Annotated in this window: 24 protein-coding genes; 2 read left to right on the top strand and 22 right to left on the bottom strand. The window is 44.2% G+C overall.

The genetic code is table 11. The features are described 5' to 3' along the window. Nucleotides 1-174: 174 nt before the first annotated feature. The 15 genes from MKY15_RS04915 to MKY15_RS04985 all read right to left on the bottom strand — a co-directional run bounded on the left by MKY15_RS04915 (nt 175) and on the right by MKY15_RS04985 (nt 13926). Complete coding sequence (locus tag MKY15_RS04915; RefSeq protein WP_342539174.1) at nt 175-1485, bottom strand: methyl-accepting chemotaxis protein; 1311 nt, start codon at nt 1483-1485, stop codon at nt 175-177. Further along, nucleotides 1485-1928, bottom strand: coding sequence for a low molecular weight protein arginine phosphatase (locus MKY15_RS04920; protein WP_187045919.1), 444 nt, complete (start codon nt 1926-1928; stop codon nt 1485-1487). Before MKY15_RS04920 ends, MKY15_RS04915 begins: the two co-directional genes overlap by 1 nt. A gap of 58 nt (nt 1929-1986) precedes the next feature. Continuing rightward, nucleotides 1987-2490, bottom strand: a complete 504-nt coding sequence (locus tag MKY15_RS04925) for a manganese efflux pump (RefSeq protein WP_338654949.1) — start codon at nt 2488-2490, stop codon at nt 1987-1989. A gap of 69 nt (nt 2491-2559) precedes the next feature. After that, nucleotides 2560-3588 carry an L-threonylcarbamoyladenylate synthase gene (locus MKY15_RS04930; RefSeq protein WP_340740894.1) on the bottom strand — a complete coding sequence of 343 codons (1029 nt, stop codon included), beginning with the start codon at nt 3586-3588 and terminating at the stop codon, nt 2560-2562. A 60-nt stretch (nt 3589-3648) separates the two neighbouring features. Further along, on the bottom strand, nt 3649-4206 hold the full coding sequence (locus tag MKY15_RS04935; protein WP_187045922.1) for a stage II sporulation protein R: 558 nt from the start codon (nt 4204-4206) through the stop codon (nt 3649-3651). Nucleotides 4207-4250: 44 nt separating this feature from the next. Then, nucleotides 4251-5105, bottom strand: a complete 855-nt coding sequence (prmC, locus tag MKY15_RS04940) for a peptide chain release factor N(5)-glutamine methyltransferase (RefSeq protein WP_187045923.1) — start codon at nt 5103-5105, stop codon at nt 4251-4253. Then, the gene (prfA, locus tag MKY15_RS04945; protein ID WP_067213157.1) at nt 5098-6174 is read right to left on the bottom strand and encodes a peptide chain release factor 1; all 1077 of its coding nucleotides are present in this window, start codon (nt 6172-6174) and stop codon (nt 5098-5100) included. The genes prmC and prfA overlap by 8 nt, the downstream gene beginning before the upstream one ends. Before the next feature lie 504 nt (nt 6175-6678). Then, a complete protein-coding gene (locus MKY15_RS04950) occupies nt 6679-7284 on the bottom strand; it encodes a thymidine kinase (protein ID WP_187045925.1) in 606 nt (201 codons plus the stop codon). A 184-nt stretch (nt 7285-7468) separates the two neighbouring features. Next, on the bottom strand, nt 7469-7699 hold the full coding sequence (gene rpmE, locus MKY15_RS04955) for a 50S ribosomal protein L31 (protein WP_187045926.1): 231 nt from the start codon (nt 7697-7699) through the stop codon (nt 7469-7471). A 330-nt stretch (nt 7700-8029) separates the two neighbouring features. Next, nucleotides 8030-9313, bottom strand: a complete 1284-nt coding sequence (gene rho / locus MKY15_RS04960; RefSeq protein ID WP_187045927.1) for a transcription termination factor Rho — start codon at nt 9311-9313, stop codon at nt 8030-8032. A 172-nt stretch (nt 9314-9485) separates the two neighbouring features. Continuing rightward, nucleotides 9486-10451: a class II fructose-bisphosphatase gene (gene glpX / locus MKY15_RS04965; protein WP_067213167.1), complete on the bottom strand. Its 966-nt coding sequence runs from the start codon at nt 10449-10451 to the stop codon at nt 9486-9488. Between the two features lie 86 nt (nt 10452-10537). Continuing rightward, nucleotides 10538-11815, bottom strand: coding sequence for a UDP-N-acetylglucosamine 1-carboxyvinyltransferase (locus tag MKY15_RS04970; RefSeq protein ID WP_067213170.1), 1278 nt, complete (start codon nt 11813-11815; stop codon nt 10538-10540). Nucleotides 11816-11834: 19 nt separating this feature from the next. After that, nucleotides 11835-12482 (bottom strand): fructose-6-phosphate aldolase, encoded by a 648-nt coding sequence (gene fsa / locus MKY15_RS04975; RefSeq protein WP_067213173.1) that lies wholly within the window; start codon nt 12480-12482, stop codon nt 11835-11837. A 129-nt stretch (nt 12483-12611) separates the two neighbouring features. Continuing rightward, entirely contained in the window at nt 12612-13469 is an 858-nt protein-coding gene (locus MKY15_RS04980; RefSeq protein ID WP_067213174.1) for a class II fructose-bisphosphate aldolase, read from the bottom strand. A 97-nt stretch (nt 13470-13566) separates the two neighbouring features. After that, nucleotides 13567-13926: a response regulator gene (locus MKY15_RS04985; protein ID WP_187045928.1), complete on the bottom strand. Its 360-nt coding sequence runs from the start codon at nt 13924-13926 to the stop codon at nt 13567-13569. Between the two features lie 146 nt (nt 13927-14072). Between MKY15_RS04985 and MKY15_RS04990 the strand changes: the two genes are divergently transcribed. Both MKY15_RS04990 and MKY15_RS04995 read left to right on the top strand, forming a co-directional pair. Continuing rightward, nucleotides 14073-14585 (top strand): DUF2529 family protein, encoded by a 513-nt coding sequence (locus MKY15_RS04990; protein ID WP_342539711.1) that lies wholly within the window; start codon nt 14073-14075, stop codon nt 14583-14585. An 81-nt stretch (nt 14586-14666) separates the two neighbouring features. Further along, nucleotides 14667-14900 carry a hypothetical protein gene (locus MKY15_RS04995; RefSeq protein ID WP_342539175.1) on the top strand — a complete coding sequence of 78 codons (234 nt, stop codon included), beginning with the start codon at nt 14667-14669 and terminating at the stop codon, nt 14898-14900. A gap of 84 nt (nt 14901-14984) precedes the next feature. Here the strand turns inward: MKY15_RS04995 and MKY15_RS05000 are convergent, their stop codons facing one another. From MKY15_RS05000 to MKY15_RS05030, 7 genes are all read right to left on the bottom strand, one after another. Beyond that, nucleotides 14985-16580: a CTP synthase gene (locus MKY15_RS05000; protein WP_067213177.1), complete on the bottom strand. Its 1596-nt coding sequence runs from the start codon at nt 16578-16580 to the stop codon at nt 14985-14987. Between the two features lie 360 nt (nt 16581-16940). Beyond that, nucleotides 16941-17510 (bottom strand): DNA-directed RNA polymerase subunit delta, encoded by a 570-nt coding sequence (gene rpoE, locus MKY15_RS05005; RefSeq protein ID WP_187045929.1) that lies wholly within the window; start codon nt 17508-17510, stop codon nt 16941-16943. 594 nt (nt 17511-18104) lie between these two features. After that, nucleotides 18105-21362: a fused isobutyryl-CoA mutase/GTPase IcmF gene (gene icmF, locus MKY15_RS05010; protein WP_340740897.1), complete on the bottom strand. Its 3258-nt coding sequence runs from the start codon at nt 21360-21362 to the stop codon at nt 18105-18107. A gap of 32 nt (nt 21363-21394) precedes the next feature. Continuing rightward, the gene (locus tag MKY15_RS05015; RefSeq protein WP_067213183.1) at nt 21395-22012 is read right to left on the bottom strand and encodes a TetR/AcrR family transcriptional regulator; all 618 of its coding nucleotides are present in this window, start codon (nt 22010-22012) and stop codon (nt 21395-21397) included. Nucleotides 22013-22030: 18 nt separating this feature from the next. Continuing rightward, nucleotides 22031-23170 carry an acyl-CoA dehydrogenase gene (locus tag MKY15_RS05020; RefSeq protein WP_067213186.1) on the bottom strand — a complete coding sequence of 380 codons (1140 nt, stop codon included), beginning with the start codon at nt 23168-23170 and terminating at the stop codon, nt 22031-22033. A gap of 216 nt (nt 23171-23386) precedes the next feature. Further along, nucleotides 23387-24523, bottom strand: coding sequence for an acyl-CoA dehydrogenase (locus tag MKY15_RS05025; protein ID WP_187045931.1), 1137 nt, complete (start codon nt 24521-24523; stop codon nt 23387-23389). 30 nt (nt 24524-24553) lie between these two features. Beyond that, nucleotides 24554-25405 carry a 3-hydroxybutyryl-CoA dehydrogenase gene (locus MKY15_RS05030; protein ID WP_342539177.1) on the bottom strand — a complete coding sequence of 284 codons (852 nt, stop codon included), beginning with the start codon at nt 25403-25405 and terminating at the stop codon, nt 24554-24556. Nucleotides 25406-25421: the final 16 nt, after the last annotated feature.

Below are 25421 nucleotides of genomic sequence, written 5' to 3' on the forward strand. Positions count from 1 at the left end.
TTCGGCAAAAAAAACACAGCCCTAATGAAAATTGGGCTGTAAATCGAATTTTCTTATTGTCTAGCTCCTTAACCTACAGGATTCAGTGGGGAGGGATTGAACTTCATCCCCCATAATGCGACTGGACGTCGCGACCTTAGACTGCCATCCTTTCCGCCTTATGCCTGTCGCGTCTTAACGGCTGCTTCCGCTTTTCGTTATGTCGAACTTGCTAATGACATTATATAGATCTTCGGATTGGCTCTTCAGTTCACTCGCCATCGCATCTGCCTGTTCAATTGATTGAACTTGTTCCTCTGTTGCCGCTCCGACTTCAAGCGCACCAGCGGATGTTTGTTCCGCAATTGCTGCGACTTCCTGTGATTGGCGTGCGGTTGTCTCTATATTTGTCAGCTGAAGTTCGACAAATTTCGTGATTTCTACGACGGAATCTGCCATGCCGTTCACTTTAGACGCCATTGCTTCGACATTTTCACTCGTTTCATTGGCACGGTCTGCTTCGGTCGCCGCCGTCTTCACTTGTTCTTCCATTTCCTTCACGACTTTTGTAACATCGGTTTGAATAGTTACTACAAGATTAGAAATTCCCTGTACTGCTTTGGCGCTTTCATCGGCGAGTACACGCACTTCTTCTGCAACTACCGCAAATCCTTTACCATGTTCACCTGCACGCGCCGCCTCGATGGATGCATTCAGCGCCAATAAATTTGTCTGTGCCGCAATGTTACCGACAAGCTGGACGATTTCACCGATTTTTTGTGCATTATGATCCAGTTGCCTAATTGTGCCAAGTGATAGTTCACTTTGTGAAGACATATTTCGGATGCCATCGACAAGCATACGGAATACCTCTGTCGTTCGTACAAGTTCCTCAAGCATCTCTTTTGAGCGTTCAGACGAATCTTCAGCCCTGCTGCTCACTTCAACAGCCAATAACCGAACATCTTCAATCGCTTCCGCTGTTTCTTGGATGGCGATCGCCGATTCCTCTGCGCCCGAGGCTATTTCCTTGATCGTAGATGCTACTGCATCCGCCTGTCTCGCAGCGGCTCCGGTTTCAGCAGATAAGCTATCAACTGTAGTGGCCGTCTTTTCATAATTCGTCTCAATTTGCCCAACTATCGTACGCAAATTAAGGACCATATGCTGAAACGCTTCTGCCACTGAGCGGATTTCATCAGACGAGTTCGGCAGTACAATATCCGTTCCGATTTCACCATCTGCGACTTTGTTAGCCGCTTTCTCAAGATTTTGTAATGGTTTCGTTAAAATCGTACTGAAGAGTGCCGCTAACACGCCCGACCAAAATATTCCCATTCCATATGTCATCACTGCAAACCAGAACGGTTCAAATTTCGGAAAAAATTGTGGTTGTACGACATTAATAAATAAGGCACTCGTTGTGTAAGTGACAATCGCAAGTATTGTTATAAATAGAATAAGCTTTCTCTTTAATCCAAACTTTTTTCCCCTTTTTTCTCTCATCACGATTCCTCCATCAATTTCTGTTCAAGCACATCGATAATTCCCGACAACTCATTGAACACATGCCGATATGTATCGATATCGCCTCCGTACGGGTCATACACATCTCCAGTTGAATCCGGTTTCACAAATCCTTTTAGTGTAAATGTTTTGTATTTTACTTCTGGGTGAGAGTAAATGAGATTTGCTTTGTGCCCTTCTGTCATTGTTAAAACAACATCAGCCCACTTCAAATCCTCACTTGAAACAGCTCTTGAAACGGGCGTGTAAAGCATGTCCGCTTCTTCGATAAGCGTTTTCGCGTTCAGAGAAATCGGCCAGCCATCTTGTGCGTGAACACCCGCTGAACGAACTGACACATTCTCAATCCCTCTGGAACGAAGAATTGCCTCTGCCATCGGGCTTCTACACGTGTTTCCGGTGCAAATCAAATATATATTCATTATTTTCACCCTCTCTCTTTAGAATAGCCGAGTTTTGCGAATAAAGAAACATCAAATTTCAACGAAAACATGACAATACTCCTATTATTATTAAAGCGAATCCTGCAATTAGTCTTAGTGCTTTCCCATTTTTAAGGCCAAGACGTCCTTTTAATAAGAGCGCTGCACAGGAAAAAATAAAAGTAAACGCTCCCGATGCCACGATAAATAGAACTTTATCCATTTGGAGCATACCAAATGAAACACTCACTGAAAAAGCGTCGATACTTACGGCGAATGCAATGATAAAAGGAGAAACTTGTTTCGATGAAGAGCTCGGTGTATCACTTTGTAACAACATATGTATACCTATCAACCCAAGCATTACGCCTGATAATATACTGCTCCACACTGTAAATATATGTGCGGATAACTCCCCAGTAACGAATCCAAGGAACGGGAAAGCCATATTAAGAAATGACGTCCAAAGCGCTAACGTAAGTTTCCCTTTATTTACTTGCAGGAATGAATAAATGACTAAAACATCTAAGGTCGTAATGCCAGCCGCAAATAATTCCGCCAAAATAAAACCTCCCCGAATACCGCATCGGTTCATCTTATGCGGCATTTGAGGAGGTCATTCGTATTAGCTTCAGTTCATAAAGTGTTTTCCTTCGGCCGCTTTCATTAATCTGTTCATGACAGCGGCGCCAACTCCAGCCAAGTCCGTTTCAACAGCTAGAATAAGATCCGCTTCCGTCAAATCACACTTACGGAGCGCTCCGTATAAATTTGTCGCCATTGCTTCATTATTACCTGCCACACCAATTGCAAAGTACCAATCAGCGCCTGAAACGCCCAATTCATCTGGCCCAATCAGCGCGACCTTCTTGCCTTCAGCATGAAGCTTATCAATAGCTGCATAAATTTTATCCACGTCGTAATTAATGACATAAAGAGGAGCTTCCGGTGCATAGTGCAAATACTTCATACCTGGGGAACGTGGTGCTTGTTCACCAGGCGACTTTGTTTCAGAATTTACAGGACCAACGATGCTCTCAATCATTTCTTGCGTTGTCCCCCCTGGCCGTAAAATAGTGGGCGGAATGGTCGTCATATCCAATACGGTTGACTCCACGCCAACACCAGTTTGTCCCCCGTCAAGAATGAGTGGAATGAGCCCATCAAGATCTTTATGTACATGAGCCGCTTCAGTTGGGCTCGGTTTACCGCTTTGATTAGCACTCGGTGCTGCAAGCGGTTCACCGAGTGCGCGTAGAAGTCCTAATGCAACCGGATGATCCGGCATCCGTACGCCCACGGTCTCAACGCCGGGTGTTACGTTCGGGGCGATGACGCCTGGTATTTTGTGAAAGACAAGCGTCAATGGACCAGGCCAAAACGTATCCATCAGCTTTTCTGCATCTGCGGAAATATCCGTCGCATAATTGAAGACTTGTCCTTTATTACCAATATGTACGATGAGTGGGTTGTCGGAAGGTCTGCCTTTTGCTTCGAATATTTTTTGTACCGCTAACTCATCAGTTGCAAGTGCGCCTAAACCGTATACTGTCTCCGTAGGAAACGCGACGACACCCCCACTTTTTAAAATATCCACAGCCTGTTTATAGTTTCTTTCGTTATCCATAAAGTTATCCACTGAAAAAACTTTTGTTTCCATGAGCTAATCCCCCACTTATACACATTTTAATCACTTTATCCACAAACTTTGTTGGTAACTTTATGCGAATAGCCCTTTTATCCACTCCCAGACGAAAAAAGTGACTTTTTCCTCTTCTTCCTCTTTCTTATCCGGAAAACAGATTTTCGGGAACATTGCACACCACCAGTTATCCCCACGTCCACTACCAATTGTCAAAATATAGGCATCATATGTTGCTTGCGGGCTAATAAATAGACCTGACCGCTTCGGTGGAAATAATGCTTCTTTTCGTTCAAGTGAAATAGTAGCACCGTTTGACATGGCGTTAGCAATTTCAAGGATTTCGCTTTCGAGCGCCGCCAAGTTATCCCCAAGCTCTCGTTTCGAATATGACTTATTAACTGCATTTTCGATTAGCGGCTGAATTTCACGTTGAATCCCTATTTTAATCTGCTGATCTGCGGGCGTATCTGAATGGGCAAGCAATCTGAAACGGATAGCATCATCCTCTTCCGTCGCCGTTAAGAATACCGCTATGAAGGCCTGAATAATGATAAGCAGGATAATAAATTCAATATAAGGCACCAATTTTTGAACTATAGTTTTCTTTCTGATAATCTCGTAGTCTGTTAACATCTTTATCCCCTCCTACTCTGCATTGTTGCCAGAGTAAGGGGGATTTATTCACGAGTCTCGCAAAATATCATTCGATCTTTGCCGTTAATATCTTTTACTATTTCAACTAAAGCCTCCGGAAATGCCTCTGTGAATAACTTATGCACATCTGGTCCCTGAAGGTAACCGATTTCGACTGCGACGAGGGAGGGCTTGTTCATAAGTGGCGGCAATGTTTCAGCAAGTTTTCGATAAAAGTAAAGTCCATCTTCATCCGCAAATAATGCATTATGCGGTTCGTGATCGAGGACTGTACCTGACATTAAAGTCGCTTCATCATGTGCGATATAGGGCGGGTTGGATAACACGACATCCCATTTGTCCTTCGCAATCGGTGCAGTAAGATCGCCTTGCAGGAAAGTCACGTCGGCGTCATTTGCTTTTGCGTTATGCTTCGCGATTGCAAGCGCACCTTCACTGATGTCCGTTGCAGTAACGAGAGCTTCGGACCATTCTTTTTTGAATGAAACTGCGATTGCACCGCTACCTGTTCCGATATCTGCAACGGTAATTTTTTTAGTGGCGAAGAGTTTCTGGCTTCGTTCAAGCGCGCCGTAAACGAGCTCTTCTGTTTCTGGACGCGGGATAAGAACATTTTCATCCACTTTGAAGGTGTAGCCGTAGAAACCTTCTTCACCAATTACATATTGTACGGGTCTTCCTTCGAGCAGTTCGTCGGTTTTATCCCAAAAGTCCTTGTGTTGTTCGCCTGTAAGTTGTTCCTGTACATCTGCAAATAAAGAAGCCCTAGACTTTTGTGTGACAAATTCCATAAGGAGCTGTGCAGCATGTGGTTCAATGCCTTGTTGTTCCAATAAAGAAGAAGCCCGTTGAAGAGCTTCATAGATTTTTTCAGTCATTGCGATCCAAACTTTCTAGACGATATGCCTGTTCTTCCATAATAAGTGCGTCGATAACTTCATCGAGTTTACCTTCAATAATCTGATCAAGTTTCTGGATCGTCAGGCCGATACGGTGATCAGTTACCCGATTTTGTGGGAAGTTGTATGTGCGAATCCGCTCAGAACGGTCGCCTGTACCGACTGCTGATTTCCTTTTTTCATCGTACTCATCTTGGATTTCACGTGTGAATTTATCAGAAACGCGTGCCCGTAATACTTTCATCGCTTTTTCTTTATTTTTGATTTGCGATTTCTCATCTTGAATCGACACCGTGATGCCAGTTGGAAGATGCGTCAATCGAACGGCGGACATCGTTGTGTTGACCGACTGACCTCCAGGACCGGATGATGCAAATGTATCCGTCCGAATATCTTTTTCATGAATAACAATTTCAACTTCTTCTGCTTCAGGAAGGCATGCGACAGTTGCTGTCGATGTATGTGTACGCCCACCGGATTCAGTTTCCGGAACCCGCTGTACACGGTGCGCTCCGTTTTCATATTTCAATTTTGAATAAGCACCCGTTCCATTAATCAAGAAAATAATTTCTTTAAAGCCACCGAGTTCTGTCGGAGACGAATCCAACACTTCGACTTTCCAGTGGTTCATTTCCGCGAAACGGCTGTACATGCGGAATAAGCTACCGGCAAATAATGCTGCTTCATCGCCACCTGCTGCGCCCCGGATTTCCATAATAACGTTCTTGTTATCATTCGGATCTTTTGGCACGAGCAATAACTTTAACTTTCCTTCGAATGATTCGATTTGGTCTTCCAGTTCGGAAACTTCCATTTTGACAAGTTCTTTCATTTCATCGTCGAGAGATTCGTTCAACATTTCTTTAGCGCTTTTAAGTTCAGCTTTTGCATGTTTATAGTCACGATAGACTTCAACTTTTTCCTGTAAGCCGGATTGTTCTATCGAGTACTCCCGGAGTTTCGTCATGTCACTTACTACCGCGGGATCACTGAGCATTTCATTCAAATGATCATATCGGTCTTCTACTGCTTGTAACCTTTCAAACATTGTGGACACCTCATTTTCAGGACTGTTTTGTACGTTTATTGTACGGGAAATCTCTTGGTAAATACAATTATTTCACTGATGCTGACGTTGTGCGTGAAGTTCGCAACGTTTTGGTGAATGTAGACAACGTCGTAGCGGAAGTAAGAAACGTTTCGCACGAAGTTGGCAACGTTCTTACGGAACTTAACAACGTTTCGATAGGTTCGCAACGTTTCGGTGAATGTAGACAACATTTCGGCGAATGTAAGCAACGCTTCGCACGAAGTTCGCAACGTTCTTGCGGAAGTTAACAACGTTTTGGTGAATGTAGACAACGTCGACGCTGAAGTAAGCTACGCTTCGTTCGATGTTCGCAACATTCTTGCGGAAGTTAACAACGTTTCGCGAAGTTCGTAACGTTACAGAAAGACTAGACAACACTCCAAAGAAACATGGCAACATCAACACCCGCACCCTTTCACACTAAAAAACCCGCCCTCTTCTGCCGGACGGGCTTGATTGCTGTTATCCTTTTACAGTTGCTGTAGCTGTTACGCCTTTTGGTACTTCGTGGTGCTTGCGACATCTTGGTTCGTACGCTTCTGAAGCGCCGACTAGAATAATGGGATCATCATAGCCCGCAGGCGTGCCGTTAATGAGGCGCTGCGTTCGGCTAGAGGGCGAGCCACACACTGTGCAGACAGCCTGTAATTTGGTAACGTGTTCAGCCACAGCCATTAGACGTGGCATCGGCCCGAATGGTTCGCCTCGGAAATCCTGGTCAAGTCCAGCAACGATTACTCGGAATCCACGATTGGCCAATTCCATCACGACGTCGACGATACCTTCGTCGAAGAATTGAGCTTCATCGATTGCGATTACGTCATAATCTTCGGTGACAAACTGCTCAATATGGTTTGAGCTAGCAATCGGATTCGCGATAACAGTTGTCCCATTATGGCTGACGACGGCTTCTTCGCTAAAACGATCATCGATTTCCGGTTTGAATACCGCAATTTTTTGTTTAGCGAACTGCGATCTTCTTATTCGTCGAATCAATTCCTCGGATTTCCCTGAAAACATACTACCGCAAATGACCTCAATCCAACCGCCTTGCATTGTTACGTACATGGTGAATCTCCTTCCAGTTGCCTCTATATAATTATTTATTTTCATATCATTAGATTATCTATCATACCCTAAAATCAGTTGCATTTAACGTCTTTTATTTCAGACCTAAATGTGTTAGTCACATTTTTCTCCAAAAAGAAATACCCGCCCGGCGCATGTGCACCTGACGGGTATTGTGAAAATCTTACTCTTGGCCTTCTTCTTCGCGGCCTTCTTCTTTGAGACCATATTTTTTGTTGAAGCGGTCGACACGTCCGTCCGCTTGAGCAAATTTCTGGCGTCCAGTGTAGAATGGGTGGCATTCCGAACAAACTTCAATTCGGATGTCCTCTCTTACAGAACCTGTTTCAAATGTGTTACCACATGAACAAGTAACAGTTGCTACTTTATAAGCTGGGTGAATTGCTGCTTTCATCAATCTCTCTCCTTTCGCCCTGAACCATCTGGAACAGAGTTGTATTATAAGACTGATGCCTTACACGGTCCGTATTCGTCAACCGTATATGCACGCAGATATTATTTAAGTTACCTAAAATATTATAACAAGTTTTTTTTGTAGATGCAACTATTTTATTTGCTACGACATATGCTGTACTAAAGAATTCCACTAAATTCGCTACGGCGCTCGGGGATGCCTCCCGCCCTAAGTCAAGCAGCTTCGCCGCCAGTCTTAGGGCTTCGGCTCCCCCTTGTAAGGCGCCTTCGCTTAGTTTACTTAGGCAAAGCAGTCACCATGGGCTTTTGATTATAGCAACCCTTTACCATTACGGTGGGCTTTCATTTCGTCATTTAATTTATCGAAGAACTCTTCATTTGTTTTTGTGAGACGCAATTTCTTCATGAAACGTTCTGTAAAGTCATGCGAATCGGAAAATGTTTTACGAATCGCCCATAGCTTTTCAAGCTGGTCAGCTGGAATAAGCAATTCTTCTTTCCGTGTACCTGAGCGGCGTATGTCGAGCGCTGGGAAGATCCGTCGTTCCGCAAGATTGCGGTCAAGATGCAATTCCATATTGCCTGTCCCTTTGAATTCTTCATAGATGACTTCATCCATGCGTGAACCTGTGTCGATCAAAGCCGTCGCAAGAATGGTCAAGCTACCGCCTTCTTCAAGATTACGTGCTGCCCCGAAAAATCGTTTTGGACGATGGAATGCAGCTGGATCGATACCACCTGACAGTGTGCGTCCACTTGATGGAATAACAAGGTTATACGCGCGCGCAAGCCGTGTGATGGAATCCATAAGAATGATAACATCCCGCTTATGCTCTACAAGTCGCATCGCCCGTTCTAATACAAGTTCCGCCACTTTGACGTGATTTTCTGGTAACTCATCGAATGTTGAGCTGACGACATCGGCCTTAACGGAGCGTTCGATATCAGTCACTTCTTCTGGTCTTTCATCAATCAGAAGAACAATCAGTTCCGCGTCAGGATGATTCAGTGTAATTGAATTCGCAATTTCCTTCAATAACAATGTTTTCCCTGCTTTTGGCGGAGCTGCAATGAGTCCACGCTGACCGAAACCAACCGGTGAGATAAGATCCATAATACGTGTCGATAGCTTTAATGGATCCGTTTCAAGTTTGATATGACGGTCTGGATAAAGAGGAGTTAGAGCCGGGAAATGCACGCGTTCACGTGCTACTTCTGGATCTTCTCCATTGACAGCTTCCACTTGTAGAAGACCGTAATAGCGTTCTGATTCTTTTGGTGGCCGAACTTTCCCACTTACTTTATCACCGTTTCGAAGATCGAAACGTCGGATTTGTGAAGCGGATATATAAATATCTTCCGAACTTGGTGAGTAGTTGATTGGACGAAGGAAGCCGTAGCCCTCGGATTGAATAATTTCAAGAACACCTTCCATGAAGAAGAAGCCTTCCTGTTCCGCCCTCGATTTCAATATAGCAAAAATAAGTTCCCTTTTCGTCAACTTGCTGTAATAAGCAATTTTATATTCTTTTGCATGGGCATATAACTCTTTTAAGATCATATTCTCCAACGCTGATATTGTTAGCACTGTCATCTTTTGGCACCACTCTTTAGGTTAATGGGTTGAATTTTTGAGGTTAATCTAGGAAGGTATATCATAATGAATATATCCTGAAGATCCACTTCAGACGAGGACCTTCTGGATATATACAGGTACTTCCTATACAAGCGAAGATGCCCGGTTTATGACCGGGCGATGAGCTATATCAGTCTTGCATGACAAGCAGAGGTTTTTTCTCCATGCTGTGACGGCCTTCAACAAAACGAATTGTGCCGGATTTCGAACGCATGACTAATGAATGTGTTTCACAGTAACCGCCTTTAAATTGCACGCCACGAAGAAGTTCTCCATCTGTTACGCCAGTTGCAGCGAATATGGCGTCGTCCCCTTTGACAAGGTCGTCCATGTAAAGCACTTTGTCGACGTCGATTCCCATCTTGATACAACGTTCACGTTCTGCATCATTTGACGGAACCAGTCTACCCTGAATTTCGCCGCCAAGGCATTTCAATCCAACTGCAGCAATAACACCTTCTGGTGCTCCGCCAAGTCCAAATAAAATGTCTACTCCGGTTTCATCAAAAGCAGTATTGATGGCTGCTGCAACATCACCATCATTGATAAGCTTAATGCGTGCGCCTGAAGCCCGAATTTCTTCGATGATAGCAGCGTGACGTTCCCTGTTAAGGACAGTTGCAACAATGTCACCAATGTTTTTATTTTTAGCCTTAGCAACAGCCATAAGGTTTTCAGTTACGGATGCATCGATATCGATTTTACCAACCGCTTCAGGGCCAACAGCGATTTTGTTCATATACATATCTGGTGCATTCAGAAGATTGCCTTTATCCGCAATAGCAAGAACTGCAAGTGCATTCCAGCCGCCTGCTGCGACAATATTTGTTCCTTCAAGCGGGTCAACAGCTACGTCCACTTCAGGACCAATTCCAGTCCCTAGCTTTTCACCAATATAAAGCATCGGTGCTTCGTCCATTTCCCCTTCACCAATTACGACAATCCCTTGCATCGGAATAGTATCGAATACTGTACGCATTGCTGTTGTTGCAGCGTCATCCGCCTCATTTTTCAAGCCGCGTCCCATCCAGCGTGAAGCTGATACTGCTGCTGCTTCTGTAACACGAACTAATTCCATCGATAAACTGCGTTCCATTTGTGTGCCTCCTGGTATACGGTTAAATCCCGTAAGTTTTGCCACTCTGACTAATTATAGCATAATTTTTTCTGGTGCTGGGTCGTTCATTCGCCCACGATTGCTTCTTTCGAAATCGATACTTTGCGGATATCCGCTCCAATTCCCTGAAGTTTTTCGATAAGGGAACTATACCCGCGCTCGATGTGCTGAATTTCTTGTACTTCCGTCACTCCGTCGGCAATGAGTCCCGCAATAACGAGCGCGGCCCCTGCGCGAAGGTCGGATGCGCGTACTGTTGCCGCCTGAAGCGGCGTCGGTCCAGCTAGAATCGCCGACCGTCCTTCAACTCGCGCATCAGCATTCATTCTTGTGAGCTCGTCGATATGCTTAAATCTAGCCGAGTAAACTGTATCCGTAATGACGGAAGGTCCAGCTGCTTGCGATAGTAACACAGAAAATGGCTGTTGGAGATCCGTTGGAAAACCTGGATATACAAGTGTTTTCACATCGACGGCTTGCAGATTTCTCGACTTTGGAATGAAGATTTGTTCTTCTCCTTCAACAATATCCACACCCATTTCACGAAGCTTCGCCGTGAGCGCCTCAACATGGAACGGTATGACATTGTCAATTGTAACGCCATCGCCCGCTGCTGCGGCCATAATCATAAAAGTACCTGCCTCAATTCGATCAGGTATAATTGTATGTTTTGTGCCGTGAAGTTTTTCCACGCCATCTATACGAATGACATTCGTTCCTGCGCCCTTAATTTTCGCACCCATATTGGACAACAGTGTAGCGACGTCAATGATTTCAGGTTCCTTCGCTGCATTCTCAATTGTCGTACGACCCTTTGCGAGAACTGCTGCGAGCATGATATTAATTGTTGCACCAACACTGATGACGTCCAAATAGATTTTTGCACCGCGTAATTCTTCCGCACGCAAATAGATGGCACCGTGTTCGTTGGTTACTTTCGCGCCGAGCGCTTCGAAACCTTTGATATGCTGATCTATTGGTCGTGGCCCCAGATGACAACCACCTGGCAAGCCGATGACCGCGTGCTTGAATCTTCCAAGCATCGCGCCCATCATATAGTAGGATGCACGAAGCTTCTTCACGTTACCGTTCGGAAGTGGCATCGACATCATTTCTGTTGGATCAATCGTCATCGTTCCTTTATTAAATTCAACTTTCCCACCGATATCTTCCAGTAGCGCCTGAAGGGTAACGACATCCGAAATTTCTGGCAGTCCTTCGATTGTAACTAGGGAATCAGCCAGAATAGAAGCAGGGATAAGTGCAACTGCACTGTTTTTAGCGCCACTCACTTTAATTGAACCTCGTAATGGTTTGCCGCCTGTTATTTTATAAACGTCCATATGACTCTCCTTTGATGCCTTACTTGTTCTTTCTTGTTTCCCAGTCCGCAAGAAATGCTTCGATTCCTTTATCCGTAAGTGGGTGCTTGAATAGCTGCGTCAACACGTTGAAAGGTGTCGTTGCAATATCTGCACCACTAAGCGCTGCGTCTGTAATATGCTGTGGGCTGCGGATGGATGCAGCAATAATTTCTGTTTTGATATTGTGGATTGAGAAGATATCTGCAATTGTAGAGACCAACGCCATGCCATCTTGTCCAATGTCATCGAGTCTGCCGAGGAATGGGGAAACATATGTCGCTCCTGCACGTGCTGCAAGAAGTGCCTGATTTGCACTGAAGATAAGTGTTACGTTTGTTTTGATGCCTTCCTGTGAAAAGACCGCACAAGCTTTCAATCCTTCAGGTGTCATTGGCAATTTCACCGTAATATTTGGAGCAATTTCCGCCAATACTCGTCCTTCTTTGATCATGCCTTCAGCATCAAGTGCGATGACTTCTGCACTGACTGAACCAGGGACAAGTGCTGCAATTTCTCGCAACCTATCATGAAAAGGTACATCTTCTTTCGCAACAAGTGAAGGATTTGTTGTAACTCCTGATAGTATGCCCCAAGTATGCGCTTCTTTGATTTCTTCAAAATTAGCTGTATCAATGAAAAACTTCATGAATAAAATCCCCCTTATAATGAATGAATACTCTATAGTAAAAACTTTATGAAGAGCTCCGAAAAACTCTTAAAAGAAGGAGAATACATCACCATTGATGTTTCTCCTCTTTCTGTTAACTAAATATAATTAAGCTTTTTGTGAACTACCGAATTCGCGCATTTTACCAATAACCGTTACTTTGATGGCATCGCGCATTGGCGTCAAGAATTTACGTGGATCATAGGCTTCAGCGTCTGCCGCAAGTGTTTCGCGTACAGCTTTTGTTCCTTGTATTTGGTTTTCTGTATTGACGTTAATTTTAGCCGTTCCGAATGAAATAGATTTTTGGATATCTTTTATCGGAATACCTGTTCCGCCATGAAGGACAAGCGGTAGGTCAGATTGACTTGAGATTTCTTCCATTTCCTTGAAACCAAGGTTTGGCTCGCCTTTATATGGTCCGTGGACTGATCCTAATGCAGGTGCAAGACAGTCGATTCCTGTTTTGTCCACAAGCTCTTTACATTCTGCAGGGTTCGCATAAATGACGCCTTCAGCAATAATATCGTCTTCCTGGCCTCCAACGACCCCAAGTTCTGCTTCTACAGAAACTCCCCGTTCATGCGCATAATCAACTACACTTTTCGTAATTTCAATATTTTCTGCAAGTGGTTTTGATGAAGCGTCGATCATAACGGAAGTGAAACCTGCTTCAATCGCTTCTTTACATTTTTCGAAGCTTGAACCGTGATCCAAATGAATTGCAACAGGAACTGTAATTTTATAATCGTGCATAAGACCTTTCACCATGTGGACAACCGTTGTGAAACCGCCCATATAACGTGCTGCACCTTCGGATACCCCAAGGATAACAGGAGATTGTTCTTCTTGTGCCGCTAGTAAAATCGCTTGCGTATATTCAAGGTTGTTTATATTAAACTGACCTATTGCGTACCCTTCTTTTTTCCCTTTGATCATCATTTCTTTCATGGAGACAAGTGCCATGCGAATTCCTCCTTAGGATCTTGAAAAGAATAGTGTGATTATTGTATACCACCAATATCATAACAAAAACAGCCAGTGTTTACCACTGCCTGCTTTGTCAGTTTTCAAACATTGCGTTCACCGCATCACGGACTTCATAAATATCAAACGGCTTAGTAAAATATTTCATAGCCCCAGTTTTCAATGCATCTTCTGTTAATTCAATTTCACCGTACGCAGTCATCATGATGACTGGTATCTCTGGCCAGCCAATTTTTAATCTTTTTAAAACCTCTAATCCATCTATGCCTGGCATTTTCATATCAAGCAGGACACAGCCTGGTACTTCTTGTTCCACCGCTTGGAGCGCTTCTAATCCATTTGCTGCGAGGGTTGTTTTAAACCCTTCCCGGCGGAATACTTCATCCAACAAAAGTCGTATCCCCTTTTGATCATCCACAATTAAAAGACTTTTCAATCTCCATTCCCTCTTTCTGCAATCCCATGTTGTTATACCTACTTATTTGACAAATGTCACAGATACCCTTCTTTTTTTGACAAAACTTTGTCCTTTGCTTTCCATGCTCCTTTTCCTATAATTAGGTGGAGGTGGTAATTTTGAAAATGTTGACGACACAAATCAGCGGACTTCTTCAGCGTATCGCCGGAAATGGTGAAGAGTCTATTGAAGAAACAGCCCGTCTTCTCGCACAGGCAACAATTGGGGAAGGTCGTGTTATTATTGCGGGATTCGGTGAAATGGAGGCAGTTACTGCAACCGCCTTTCACAGTATCGAACCACTTAGCGGTGCCGTTCGTTATGAGTTCGGGATGGACATTACAGCAGCCGACCGGATTTGGCTATTAACTCGGGCTGCGACGGATAGGCCTGCATTGGAACTTGCACAGCAACTTGCTGGACGATTCATTCCTTTTGCCGCGCTCGCCGCTGAAAAACCGGGCAGCAGCAATGAACTTGCAGAATTATCCTATACATATATATCGACTGGGCTTACACGTGGTTTATTACCAGGTGACGACGGTGAACGGATTGTTCAGCCGCATGCGCTCAGTGCGTTGTTTGTTTATGAAGCTGTGAAGATTGCCTATGATGAAATGATTTTAGACATGGATTAAAAATAAGTAAAAGCTGCACATAAGCGGGAATTCCCCGTTTATGTGCAGCTTTTTTAGTTGGTGATTGGTGGATATGATTGGTTGAGTGACGGTTATGATTGGTCGAGCGACGGATATGCTCGGTTGGCCAATACATATGATCGGGTAGATGCCGGATATGCTCGGGTACCTGATATATATGGTCGGGTAGACGGCAGTTATGCTCGGTTGACCAGCATATATGATCGGGTAGACGGCGGATATGCTCGGTTGACCAATACATATGATTGGATAGACGATGGATATGCTCGGTTCATGGTATATACGATCAGTTAGATGCCCGATATGCTTGGTTGAGCGGCATATATAATCGGTCGCGCGCTCTATATACGGCTAGTCCAACAGGTTGCAACCGAAACGTTATTCTTTTCCAGCGATTATCGCTCCTAAGAACTCGCGGAATAGCGGTTGTGGGCGTGTTGGGCGTGATGCGAATTCTGGGTGGAACGAGACACCGACAAAGAATGGGTGACCTTCTAATTCTATGATTTCCACGAGTTGTTCATTCGGGCTTATACCAGAAATCCTCATACCTGCAGCTTCGAATTGCTCGCGGTATTCATTATTAAATTCATAGCGATTACGGTGACGTTCGTAAATCAACTCTTCGCCGTAAGCAGCACGCGCTTTCGTTCCTTCTTTTAATTTACATGGGTAAGCGCCAAGTCTGAAGTAACTTTCTGGATTACCATTACTTTCAGGAGGACTCTCAATAATTTGATTTTCCGTGTCTTTATCAAATTCAACTGAATGAGCGTTTTCGATTCCCATAACATTGCGTGCGTATTCGACTGCAGCTAATTGCATGCCTAAGCCGATTCCGAAAAACGGGATGCCATTTATACGGGCATAAGTAATTGCTTCAATTTTACCATCTATACCACGTTTTCCAAAACCAGCTGGAACGAGGATTCCGTCGACATCCGATAATAATTCAGCTGCACTCTGTGCTGTTACATCTTCCGAATTGATCCATTTTATTTCAATTTCTGTGTCGAAACCGTAACCTGCGTGACGAAGTGCTTCAACCGCTGAAATATATGCATCCTGCATTTCAACATACTTCCCGACAAGTCCGATACGAACTTTTTTCGAAAGGGATTTCACAAGTGTTACTAGTTCTTTTATTTCTGTCATATCAGGTTGTTTCGTCTCAAGTTCAAGGAAATCTACTACGATTTGATCCATATTCTGTTCATGCAATCTAAGTGGTACTTCGTATAGCGTTTCCGCGTCAAGTGCTTCGATGACTTCTTCTGGTTTGATATTACAGAACAAAGCAATCTTATCTTTCATTTCTTGCGGTACTGGATATTCGCTTCGTACAACAATCATATTTGGCTGAATTCCGAGACTCCGAAGTTCCTTAACACTATGCTGTGTAGGTTTTGTCTTCATTTCACCGGCTGCATGCAAGTAAGGAATAAGGGTGTTATGAATATACATAACGTCACTTTTCCCAAGATCCGTTTTCATCTGACGAAGTGCTTCTAGATAAGGAAGGGATTCGATATCGCCGACACTGCCACCAATTTCTGTAATGACGACGTCTGCGTTCGTTTCTTTTCCAGCACGTTTGATCAGGCTTTTGATTTCATTTGTAATATGAGGGATGACTTGGACAGTTGCTCCATTGTATTCACCGCGACGTTCTTTTTGTAGGACAGATGAATATACTTTCCCCATCGTAACATTCGAATACTTGTTCAATTTGATGTCAATAAAACGTTCATAATGACCTAGGTCTAGATCCGTTTCTGCTCCATCTTCTGTAACGAAGACCTCACCATGCTGTAAAGGACTCATCATTCTTGGGTCAAGGTTAATGTATGGATCGAATTTTTGGATTGTCACCTGAAGTCCTCGAGATTTTAATAGTCGTCCAAGTGATGCTGCGTTGATACCTTTACCTAGTGATGAGACAACGCCACCGGTTACGAAAATATACTTTGTCATGTTTTACTCCTCCATTCGTCTGGTTCGTTCTAGTTAAATCAAATTCGCCTTGGCGTAATTGCGTACAGATCAAGTAAGGAAGTTAGCGTAAATGCGTCGCTTCCTTGCGACAACAGCTAACCAACCTGCATCACGCAGGCCGTGAGTCTACTCAATTCATTCCCATCAAAATCTGTGACATCCGCCGGAGGCTTTAACATTATTCAGCAGGGGTTTGGAGTTCTGCGGAATAATGTTAAAACAATAAAAAGCGCCCCGTCTGTAGACAGTATCTACAGGAGGAGCGCATATACACTGATTCATGTCCATTTAAGGAGCCCAGTCAAAATGTTATAGTGTCGGACGTGTGAAGTCAAGTAATTATTCCTTGATTTCATCCTCGTCTTCATCTTCCTCTTCTTCGTCTTCTTCATCAAGCTCAAGCTCTGCATCATCAGGGATGATTTCAAGCTCGTCGTCTGGATCAATAAGATCTACTTCGATCTCGACAACGTCTTCTTCTTCCTCGTCGTCGTCATCGTCGTCTTCATCGTCATCGATTAGTTCATCGAATTCTTCATCGAACAACTCATCCTCGTCATCCTCGTCTTCAATGATGTCATCGTCTTCAAGCAACGCTTTTTTCTTTTTCTTCTTGCGTACTTTTACGACTGGAGCTGTTTCTACTTCGATTTGATCGACCGGATACCATTCGCGCAATCCCCAACGGTTGTCGTTGATAGCAAGGAATCTCCCGTCAATGTTCATGTCTGTATAGAATTGTTGTAATTTTGTTCTCATAACTCGTTCAGTTATGCCATTCAGTTTACGGATTGCGTCCATCAGCTGAAGCAATGTTAGCGGTTCTTTTCTTTCCGCCAAAACCGCATATGCGATATCAATCATCGATTCTTCTATCAGTTGTTCTTTCGTCATTTCACGGATGTTCAATTAACGCACGTCCTTTCTATAAACACAAACATACTTATCATTATAAACAATACAGTCCAAAATATGCTACATTCTTTTATTCTTTTTGGAGTGTCGAAGTTCTGTCACACAAATAAACCCCAAATAAGCCCCAGAAAGTAAAAAAGGGATAGCACCTAATCCTTTATCATATAGCAGAAAAAAGAGGGTGGCAAGGGTGGCTATGATCAATATATGTATATATAGTTTCACGCCCGCACCCCTTCCAGTCATTCTCTCTATTATACGTGAAAATTACAAGCAATATCCATATAAAAGAAAAGTACATACCAAACACTTTCCAGGGGAATAATGGACATAGTGATTTCATTCAATACCGCTATGGCGCTTGGGGATGCCTCTCGCCCGATTTACATAGATGGGGCAATCCCCGGCAGCATGGAGTAAAACGCATTATGACAGCGGACGGTACTACACACTAAAAAAGGAAAATCCGTGCTAAACCGAAGTTTGCACGGATTCGATGCCTACAGGAAGTCGGTTATGCAGTTGCGCTTTTAGACTGCCATCCCTAATTGTCCAGCTCCAGCGCCCAGACGCCTTCCGCATTTCGTATTACATATTCCGTCTATACTGCCCGCCTACTTCATATAACGCGTTGGTAATTTGCCCTAAGCTTGCTACTCTTACCGTTTCCATTAGTTCTTGGAAGATGTTGCCGCCTGAAACAGCTACTTCTTTCAACTTCTTCAAGGCTTCTTCGGTTTGATCGGCATGCAAGCTTTTGAATGCACGTAAGTTGAGGATTTGTGTTTCTTTCTCGTCTTGTGTGGCACGCGCGATTTCCATGTTATCGACGTCATCAGACGACGGTGGATTCGGGTTCAAGTATGTGTTAACGCCAATAATTGGCAACTCACCTGAATGCTTTTTCATTTCATAATGCATCGATTCTTCTTGGATTTTACCGCGTTGGTATTGTGTTTCCATCGAACCGAGCACGCCGCCGCGGTCATTTAAGCTTTCAAATTCGCGCAAGACCATTTCTTCAACGAGATCCGTTAATTCATCGACAATAAATGCGCCTTGAAGCGGATTTTCATTTTTCGACAGGCCGTGCTCATTTGTAATAATCATTTGGATTGCCATCGCACGACGAACTGATTCTTCCGTTGGCGTTGTAATGGCTTCGTCATACGCATTCGTATGGAGCGAGTTACAGTTATCCTGCAATGCCATAAGCGCCTGCAGCGTTGTGCGGATATCGTTAAAATCAATTTCCTGCGCGTGCAAGCTGCGGCCTGATGTTTGGACATGGTACTTCAATTTTTGGCTACGTTCGTTGGCGCCGTATTTCTGACGCATCGCGACTGCCCAAATGCGGCGAGCAACGCGTCCGATAACCGTATATTCCGGATCAAGGCCATTCGAGAAGAAGAACGATAAATTCGGGGCGAAATCATCGATATTCATGCCGCGGCTCAAGTAATACTCTACATATGTGAAGCCATTTGACAGTGTGAATGCCAATTGTGAAATCGGGTTTGCGCCTGCTTCTGCGATATGGTAGCCAGAAATCGATACAGAGTAATAATTACGTACTTTTTCATCGATGAAGTACTGCTGGATATCCCCCATCATGCGCAGCGCGAATTCCGTCGAGAAGATACATGTATTCTGTCCTTGGTCTTCTTTCAGAATATCTGCTTGCACTGTTCCACGAACTGCTTGAAGCGTTCCTTCTTTGACTTCAATGAATTCTTCAACCGTTAGTGCCCGCCCAAGTTTTTCCTCGTTGATGCGCACTTGTTGATCGATTGCTGTATTCATAAACATGGCAAGAATAATCGGTGCTGGACCGTTAATAGTCATGGAAACAGACGTTGCCGGTGCACACAGATCGAAACCTTCGTACAGTTTCTTCATATCTTCTAACGTACAGATACTGACGCCAGACTCCCCAACTTTTCCGTAAATATCTGGACGTTCATCCGGGTCTTCTCCGTATAATGTCACAGAGTCGAACGCCGTTGACAGTCGTTTCGCATCGTCATCTTTCGATAAATAGTGGAAACGACGATTCGTCCGTTCCGGCGTTCCTTCTCCGGCAAATTGACGTTTTGGATCTTCGCCTTCACGTTTGAATGGGAATACGCCAGCTGTATATGGATAGGACCCCGGGACGTTTTCTTTATAAACCCAGCGAAGAATTTCACCGTAATCTTTGAATTTCGGCAACGCGACTTTCGGGATTTTTAATCCTGAAAGACTTGTGGTTGTCAAAGCAGTGCGCAGTTCTTTACCGCGAACTTTTGTGATGAATTCATCGCCCGCGTAGGCTTCTTTCAATTTATCCCAGTTTGCGAGGATACGTTTTGACTCTGACGTCAATTCTTCTTTAATGCCTTCCGCAAGTGATTGCAGTGAAGTCACGAGCGCATCGTCTGGCGCTTGTTCGTTGACCGTTTGAATGGCTCCTTCGAGCTGGAATAATTTGCGTGCAAGCGTTTCCTGCACTTCAGATTTTTTATGGTACCCACGGACCGTATCAGAGATTTCACGTAAATATTGCTGACGGTCGTTCGGGATGATGACGTTTTGTTTTTGTGTTTTGACGAATTGTCCGTAAGACGTTTCCCAGTCGAGGCCGCATTTGTCGTTCAATACGGAAACAAGTGCTGCAAAGAGTGAATTCGTCCCTTTGTCGTTGAATTGGCTTGCGATTGTGCCGTACACTGGCATTGTATCGAGATCTTTATCCCACAGAAGATGACTGCGTTGATACTGTTTTTGCACTTGGCGCAATGCATCTTCAGAGCCTTTACGTTCGAATTTATTGATGACAATCAGGTCTGCGAAATCAATCATGTCAATCTTCTCAAGTTGTGTCGGCGCACCGAATTCGCTTGTCATGACATACATCGAAGCATCGGAAACTTCCGTAATTTCAGCATCCCCTTGCCCGATTCCACTTGTTTCAACAACGATTAGGTCGAAACCGACTGTTTTTACAATGTCTAACACATCCCGAATCGCTCCAGAAAGCTCTGTACGGGAACCACGTGTTGCGAGACTTCGCATGAATACGCGCTTATTGAAGATGGCATTCATACGAATACGGTCACCAAGTAGAGCCCCACCTGTTTTCTGTTTCGTTGGGTCAATTGATAGGATTGCGACTCTTTTTTCCGGTAGTTCGTGGAGGAATCTACGAATTAATTCGTCAGTGAGCGAACTTTTCCCCGCCCCACCTGTTCCAGTAATCCCAAGAACCGGTGTATTTTTAGAAAGTGTACGTGCTTTTTCAACAACTGCAGCTGCTTGCGCGTCGTCCTGACCGTACATTTCTTCCACGTACGTAATGACATTCGCGAGGATTTCGGGTTGGTCGACAGTTATTTTTTCAAGGTTTTCCATTTCATTGTCAGTCGCTGTGAGGTAATCACATTGCTCCAACATCCGATTAATCATCCCTTGAAGACCCATTTTGCGCCCATCTTCAGGAGAGAAAATCCATGTAATACCGTAGTCATGCAGTTCTTTGATTTCCTTCGGGATGATAACTCCGCCGCCACCTGCGTAAATGCGAATATGCGGTGCCCCTTTTTCCTGAAGAAGGTCATACATATATTTAAAGTACTCAACATGCCCGCCTTGGTACGAAGACATCGCAATTGCTTGAACGTCTTCTTGAATGGCCGCGTTGACAACTTCCTCGACTGAACGATTATGCCCCAAGTGAATTACTTCTGCGCCGCTCGCTTGCATAATACGACGCATGATATTGATGGATGCGTCATGCCCGTCGAAAAGACTCGACGCTGTAACGAACCGGATATGGTGTTTCGGTTTATAAATCTCAACTGTTGCCATATGTGGAACACCCCTTTGCATTAATGAACGTTTTACCCAATTAACCCTTTAAAAAGTTGGTCTGTTTGAACACGTATATAGGTTTCTATCGTATAACTTCTATGCAATGCCCATCTGCGAAATGCCCACATCTGTCCTTGTACGACGATATGATGTGCCGCGATGCCGACTTCTTCTTCTGAAATGCGCAGTTCCCCCGACTTTGCACACATTTCTAAAAGATTCTCGAACAAAGCGACCATTTCCATTTCTTTTTTCAGAACATATTGCAGTGCATCTTTCGGTAGTGATTTTGATTCTTGGTACATGACCAGAAATTCGTCCGACATATCGTCAATCAAATGATAATACTGATTAATGGCCACTCGCAGTCCATCCACTGTCCCTTCTTGGGTAGGCAGGGCAGAAAGGCGGTCATGCACTTCGTTATAAATACTGTCACAAACGAGATAGAGTACATCTTCCTTGGTGCGTATATATTCATAAAGCGTTCCGATGCTAAATCCCGCTTCTTTCGCGATTTCGCGGGTTGTTGCGCGATGGAATCCCTTTTCTTTAAAAAGTTTCACCGCACCACGAATCATCTGTTCACGCCGTTTTTCAATCAGACTTTCATCTTTGACAGACGATTTCACTTCTCGTTTATTCACTTTCCTACACCTCCCCGCTTATTTCGTCAGCATTCGGGAGATAACGAGACGCTGAATTTCTTGCGTTCCTTCGTAGATCTGCGTAATTTTCGCATCACGCATATAACGCTCAACAGGATAATCTTTTGTATACCCGTAACCGCCGAAAACCTGAACAGCGTCTGTTGTAACTTTCATAGCTGTATCTCCAGCCATTAGTTTTGCCATTGCAGATGCTTGACCATATGGTAAATTATTCGACTCGAGCCATGCAGCTTGGTATGTTAACAATCTTGAAGCTTCCGTTGCTGTCGCCATATCTGCCAATTTAAAGCCGATGCCTTGGTTTGCAGCGATAGGTTTACCGAATTGAACGCGCTCTTTCGCATAGTCAACAGCTGCGTCAAGTGCCCCTTGTGCAATCCCGACTGCTTGTGCAGCAATTCCGTTACGGCCGCCGTCAAGTGTTTTCATAGCGATGATGAAGCCTTGCCCTTCTTCACCAAGAAGATTTTCTTTTGGTACACGACAGTTGTCGAACATGATTTCAGTTGTAGGCGATGAACGAATGCCGAGTTTACGCTCTTTTTTCCCAACTGAGAAACCAGGGAAATCTTTTTCTACGATAAATGCGCTTGTTCCTTTATGTTTTGAATCTGGATCAGTAACTGCGAAGACGATGTAGATGTCCGCAATGCCGCCGTTTGTAATGAAAATCTTAGAACCATTTATTACGTAGTCGTCGCCGTCACGTTTCGCCGTTGTGCGCATGCCGCCTGCATCAGAACCAGAACTTGGCTCCGTTAGACCGTATGCCCCCATTTTCGTACCTTCTGCCATTGGACGAAGGTATTGTTGTTTTTGTTCTTCCGTTCCGTAATTAAATACCGGCCATCCCGCTAGAGATGTGTGCGCAGAAAGCGTGACGCCTGTTGACGCACAAACGCGTGACAGTTCTTCTACAGCGATACAATATGCGAGAAAGTCACTGCCGATGCCGCCATACTCTTCAGGCCAAGGAATACCTGTTAGGCCAAGGTCCGCCATTTTCTTGAAGATATCCATGTCGAAACGTTCTTCTTCATCACGTTCTGCTGCTGTTGGTGCGACTTCATTTTCCGCAAAGTCGCGGACCATTTTACGGATCATTTCGTGTTCTTCGGATAATTTAAAGTTCATTGGGTTTCCCACCTTATTTGGTATTTGGTTGGTATTCATCATTGGTATTTATTGTATAATTCCTGTAAAGGGCACAGGAATTATACAAACCGAACTCTTCGTTGTTCGGTTTGCAATTACGATTGGAAAGTTGCAGTTAGAATCCCATAGTTGCAATTACACGTAGGTAGTTACAATTAAAACTTCATAGTTGCAATTACACTAAGAACGCGTACATCACTTCATCAGATGTTTCGAAATAACAATACGTTGAATTTCACTTGTGCCTTCGTAGATTTCAGTTACTTTTGCGTCACGGAAATAGCGCTCGACTGGGTAATCTTCTGTATAGCCATAACCGCCGAATACTTGAACTGCTTCAATTGATCCTTCGACTGCCGCTTTTGAAGCAAATAGCTTAGCCATCGAGGCTTCTTTTCCACACGGGAGTCCTTCTGCACGCAGTTGTGCAGCGCGGTAGACGAGTAGTTTTGCTGCTTCGACTGCAGTTGCCATGTCCGCAAGTTTAAATCCTACGCCTTGCTGAGCAGCAATCGGCTTGCCGAACTGAACACGATCTTTCGCGTAACCTGTTGCCGCTTCAAGTGCTGCTTCTGCGATACCGAGTGCTTGCGCCGCGATGCCGATACGACCGACATCAAGATTTGCCATCGCAATTTTGAAGCCGCCCCCTTCTTCACCGAGTAAGTTTTCTAGTGGAACTTTCATTTGATCAAACGACAGCTCTACTGTTCTCGAACCGTGAAGTCCCATTTTCCGTTCATCTTTTCCAATGACGAGGCCAGGTGTATCTTTATCGACGATGAATGCTGAGATACCGTAAGTCCCTTTAGATGGATCTGTCGATGCAAAGACGATGTAGACATCTGCTTCCCCACCGTTGGTAATAAACATTTTAGAACCGTTAAGCACATAATGATCGTCTTTTTTGACCGCACGTGTTTTAAGAGATCCTGCGTCAGAACCAGATGATGCTTCTGTCAGGCAGAAAGCACCAAGGTATTCGCCGCTTGCCAATTTTGGGAGGTAACGGTTTTTCTGTTCGTCGTTACCGAAATACATAATCGGGTTAGTTCCAACCGATGTATGAACGGAAAGAATGACACCGACGACGGCGCTTACTTTCGACAGTTCATGGATGGCGCTAATATATGAGATGAAATCCATACCTGCCCCACCATATTCTTCTGGGACAGTAATGCCCATCAAGCCGAGTCCGCCCATTTTCTTTAAAATTTCACGTGGGAATTCCCCAGCTTCCATACGTGGAATGAACGGTTCGATTTCAGTCTTCGCAAAACTTTGTACCATGTCGCGCATCATCTGCTGTTCTTCGGTGAATGTTAAATCCATTATGATTTCCCCTTTAAATGTAAGCATTAGTTATTCGTAAACGTAAAATCCTCGGCCTGACTTCTTCCCTAACCATCCTGCTTTTACATATTTTCTCAGGAGGGGACATGGGCGATATTTCGAATCGCCAAATCCTTCGTGTAGCGTTTCCATAATATATAGACATGTATCGAGTCCAATAAAGTCTGCAAGCTGAAGCGGCCCCATTGGGTGATTCATGCCGAGTTTCATGACTTCGTCAATCGCTTGTTCGGTTGCAACGCCTTCATAGAGCGTGTAAATTGCTTCGTTAATCATCGGCATAAGAATTCGGTTTGCGACGAATCCTGGAAAGTCATTTACTTCTACCGGTGTTTTAGACAATTTCACTGTCATGTCTTCCACCGCTTTGTACACTTCGTCAGCAGTTGCAAGACCGCGGATAATTTCAACTAGTTTCATCACTGGAACCGGGTTCATAAAATGCATGCCAATCACTTGTTCAGGACGCTTTGTTGCCGCCGCGATTTCCGTGATTGGAAGTGAAGATGTATTGGATGCAAGAATTGCATGTTGCGGAGCGATTTCGTCCAACTTCGCGAATATGGACTTTTTGATATCCATATTTTCAACTGCTGCTTCGATGACAATGTCAACGTCCGATGCATCTTGCAGATCGAGTGATTTCGTTATGCGACCAAGGACTGCGGATTTTTCATCTTCTGTCATGCGACCTTTTTCGACATTGCGAGACAGATTCTTTGTAATAACTGCAAGCCCTTTAGCATATGATTCTTCTTTTATATCATTCAGTTTTACGTCGAAGCCGGCTTGTGCACAGACTTGAGCAATTCCTCCGCCCATTTGTCCTGCACCGATCACCATTATTTTTTTAATATCCATTGATTAACGCCTCCAC

Origin of the sequence: Sporosarcina sp. FSL K6-1540 (assembly GCF_038620285.1) — a bacterium.
GTDB classification, from domain to species: Bacteria; Bacillota; Bacilli; order Bacillales_A; family Planococcaceae; genus Sporosarcina; species Sporosarcina psychrophila.